This window comes from Pseudonocardia pini (genome assembly GCF_013870575.1).
In the GTDB taxonomy this organism is placed as follows: domain Bacteria; phylum Actinomycetota; class Actinomycetes; order Mycobacteriales; family Pseudonocardiaceae; genus Pseudonocardia; species Pseudonocardia pini.
In genome coordinates, this window is record NZ_JACBXB010000746.1 from 1 (window position 1) to 2715 (window position 2715).

At 74.1% G+C, this 2715-nt stretch carries 3 protein-coding genes; 1 reads left to right on the forward strand and 2 read right to left on the reverse strand.

Translation table 11 applies throughout. The features are described from left to right. Positions 1-1386: galactose oxidase-like domain-containing protein (locus H5J29_RS28225; protein ID WP_181784031.1), on the reverse strand; the 1386-nt coding region annotated here is incomplete at its 3' end. Positions 1387-1520: 134 nt separating this feature from the next. Between H5J29_RS28225 and H5J29_RS36380 the strand changes: the two genes are divergently transcribed. Next, entirely contained in the window at positions 1521-2168 is a 648-nt protein-coding gene (locus H5J29_RS36380; RefSeq protein WP_220188035.1) for a PaaI family thioesterase, read from the forward strand. Between the two features lie 135 nt (positions 2169-2303). Here the strand turns inward: H5J29_RS36380 and H5J29_RS28235 are convergent. Then, positions 2304-2715 (reverse strand): zinc-binding dehydrogenase (locus H5J29_RS28235; RefSeq protein ID WP_181784032.1); only part of this gene is annotated, 412 nt, incomplete at its 5' end.

The following is a 2715-nucleotide window of genomic DNA, read 5'->3' on the forward strand; positions in this document are numbered from 1 at the left end:
GATCCCGATCGCGAGCAGGGCCCCGACCAGGCACGACACCCCCCACGGTGCCGTGCTCTCCGTGGGCAGCTGCGCGGTCAGCGTGGTCCCGGCGGGCACCGAGGTCAGCGGCACGTAGCGCTGGTTCTCGTCGAAGGCGTGGGTCACCGAGCCCAGCCGCAGGAGGGTGGCGCGCACGACCGGCGCCGCGGTGGTCACGGTGAGCGCCCCGGCCTGCGGCACGCTGTCCGCCGCGTCCGTGATCTCCGGCCGCGGCCCGCGGAACAGGTAGGGCGGTCGGAACACCTGAGCGTCTCGGTGGGTTTCCGCGGGCGGGTTCGGGTCCGGCCCGATCACGAACTCCCCACCGCCCGCGCTGAGCACCGTGCCGTCCGGCAGCAGCAGGGCCGTGGCGTGGTAGCAGCGGTCCACGGACTCCTCCGCGAGCAGCGTCCAGCTGTCCGTCGCCGGGTCGTAGAGCTCGGCGGCGTGGACGGGCGCGCCCGGCGCGAGGTCGTTGAACCCGGGCCCGCCGGTGCCTCCCGTGACGAGGACCGTCCCGTCCGGCAGCAGGGTCGCGTTGTGGTGCCTGCGGCGCCGGTGCATCGGCGCGGCCGGGCGCCAGACCGGCGGGTCCGTCCGCAGGTCGAGGATCTCGCAGGCCGCGGCGGGGAGCTCCGACCCCGCGTCGTTCCCGCCGCCGACGTACAGGACCCGGCCGGGGTCGAGCTGCACCGACGGGGCGTACTGGCGTTCCCCCGCCGCGCGGGCGGCGACCGGCGGGCTCCAGGCGTTCGCCGCGACGTCGAGCAGGAAGGTCTGGGCGTTCGTGCCGACCATCGCGACCCGGCCGTCGGGTGCGACGTGCATCCGCGGGTAGAGCGGCAGCCCCTGGAAGTCCACGAGGTCCTGCCAGCCGCCGTCCCACACCTCCGGCACCGGCTCGGGGGACATGCCCGCGCCGTCGACACGGCTGCCGGAGAGCACGAGCGCGCGGCCGTCGGCCAGCGTGGTGACGGTGGGGTACCACCGGGGGCTGCGCAGCACCGGCAGTGGCGACCACGTGCCCGTCGCGTGGTCGAAGGTGCAGGCCTGGTCCAGCCCGTCGCCGTCGATCCGGTGGCCACCCGCGACGAGCAGCCTGCCGTCGGGCAGGAAGGCGTGGCCGGAGCAGAACAGGTTCACCGGGGTGCCGTCCGCGCGGGTGGGGCCCGGCACCGGGCTCGACGTGCCGGTGGCCGGGTCCCAGCGGAAGGGCGCGGTCGTGACCTGGTGCATCCCGCCCCCCGGGTCCGGGCGCCTGCCCCAGGCGAGCACGGTGCCGTCGGGCAGGAGGTGGGTGTGCACGGCGACGTCCGGCAACGGGAAGGTCGGATCCCACTGCCCGGTCTCGGCGGGATTCGGCATGTCGGCCCCTCTCAGGGAGAACCCTGTCAACTTTGGTCGCTCGGATCAGGACTTTCTCCGGATTCGCGCGGGCGGCGCGGCGATCCCGGCGCCCGTTCGCCATGTCCGACCAGACCGACCCGGAGGACCCATCCGTGAGCCCGACCGACAGCTCAGCCGACCGCGGCACCCCCGCGGGTCTCGACGACCAGCGCTGGGGGCCCCACCGAGGCCGGGCCCCCGTCCCGCCGGAGGGCTTCGTCGAGATGGTCGACGAGCTGCGGGTGCTGCTCGACCGGGTCACGGCGGCCGCGCCGCCCGCCGACCTCGTGGCGGAGATGACCAAGACCTTCACCGAGCTGTCGGCCCGCCTCGAGCCCTACGAGGTGGGTGAGCGGGAGCAGCTCACCGGGCACCTGTCCGCGTACCCCGGCCGCGCCCAGACGATGTCCCCGCAGCTGTTCGTGACCGAGCGGGACACCGTGCACGCCGCGGGGCACGTCACCTACGGGCGCTACTTCCTGGGCGGGAACGGTGCCGTGCACGGTGGGGCGATCCCGCTGCTGTTCGACGAGATCATGGGCAGGCTGTCCAACACGGGCGGCCGCAAGCCGGCCCGGACCGCGTACCTGCACGTGGACTTCCGCAGCATCACGCCGATCGAGAAGCAGCTGCGGATCGAGGCGCGGATCGTGAGCGAGGAGGGCCGCAAGCGGCTGATCCGCGGCACGCTCGAGGACGGGGACACGCTCTGCGCCGAGGCCGAGGGCCTGTTCGTGGCCCTCAACCCCGGCCAGCCCTGAGCCTTCGCCCGGCGCGGAGTGCGGTTCAAGATCGCACGTTTCGTGCTCACAGCGCTGCATGATCACGAGTTGCGTGCACTCAGCGCGGTGTGGACAGCGCTGAGAGCACGAAACGTGCGGTCAGGAACCAGTGCCTCAGGGCAGTAAGTGCACCTTGATCGACCCCGCGGAGCGCTCCGCCGCGACCCGGAAGGCCTCGGCCGCGTCGTCGAACCCGAACCGGTGCGTGACGAGGGCGGGCGCGATCTCGGGGTGCCGCGCCAGCAGCGCCGCCGACTCGGCGAACTCGTCCGTGCCCTCGTGGTGTCCGTAGTAGATCGCGGGCACGATCGTGACCTCCTTCAGCACCGCAGCCTGCGTCACCTGCAGGGGCTCCCACGGGAGGGCGACCAGCGCGATCCGGCCGCCGCGCTGGGCGAACCGGATCGCCTGCGCGAACGAGCCCGTGGAGCCCGCGGCCTCGACGACCACCGCATACCGACCGGTGGGCTCGGTGCCCGCGCCGAGCGCCGCCGCCGCCTCGATCTGCGCCGAGTGCCGGGCGGAC